This is a genomic window from Streptomyces pseudogriseolus (assembly GCA_002154585.1).
Taxonomy (GTDB): Bacteria; Actinomycetota; Actinomycetes; order Streptomycetales; family Streptomycetaceae; genus Streptomyces; species Streptomyces pseudogriseolus.
Window position 1 is genome coordinate 1 of record MUNG01000553.1, and the last position, 981, is coordinate 981.

Annotated in this window: 1 pseudogene; it reads left to right on the forward strand. The window is 71.9% G+C overall.

Annotated features, from left to right (window positions below):
• Positions 1–935, forward strand: a pseudogene (locus CCN29_RS32645) (glycoside hydrolase family 6 protein); the annotation flags it as partial.
• Positions 936–981 lie beyond the last annotated feature (46 nt).

Consider the following 981-nt stretch of genomic DNA (forward strand, 5'->3'; position numbering starts at 1 on the left):
GGCGTCCGCAGCGGTGCTGGGGGCGGCGCTGCTGCTCGCGGGATGTTCCTCCGGGGGTGACGACGGGGAGGGTTCGGCCGGATCGGCCGTGACGCGGCAGCCGAAGGAGGCGGCTCCCTTCTGGGTCAACCCGGACGGTCTCGCCGTCCGCGAGATCGCCGAGCTGCGGGAGGACGGCAAGAAGGCCGAGGCCGAGCAGCTCCGCAAGATCGCCGAGCAGCCCGTCGCGGTTCCAGCACCACCGTCGCCGGGCCGTGCTGGTCCTCTACAACATCCCGCACCGCGACTGCGGCCAGTACTCGCAGGGCGGGGCCGCCGACGGCGACACCTACCGCGACTTCGTCGACGCGGTCGCCGAGGGCATCGGGGACCGCCCGGCGACGGTGGTGCTGGAACCGGACGCGGTGCTGCACCTGGTCGACGGCTGCACCCCGCAGGAGTACCACGAGGAGCGCTACGACCTCCTCAAGGGCGCCGTCGCCACGCTCAAGGGCCTGAAGAACACCAAGGTGTACCTGGACGCGGGCAACGCGGGCTGGGGCAACCCGGACCAGATCCACGAGCCGCTGAAGCGGGCCGGGATCGAGCAGGCCGACGGCTTCGCGGTGAACGTCTCGAACTTCTACACCACCGAGGACTCCATCGCCTACGGCAAGGAGCTGTCCGCCAAGGTCGGCGGAAAGCACTTCGTCATCGACACCAGCCGCAACGGCAACGGCCCCTACACCGGCGGCGATCCGGACGAGCGCTGGTGCAACCCGCCCGGCCGGGCGCTCGGCGAGACCCCGACGACCCGCACGGCCGACCCCCTCGTCGACGCCTATCTGTGGATCAAGCGTCCGGGGGAGTCGGACGGCGAGTGCAAGGGCGGCCCGAAGGCCGGCGAGTGGTGGGAGGACTACGCGCTGGACCTGGCGCGCGCCTCCACGTCGTAACGGCCCGGGGACGGTACACGCGAGAGGGGGCGCCGTGCGATCCGCA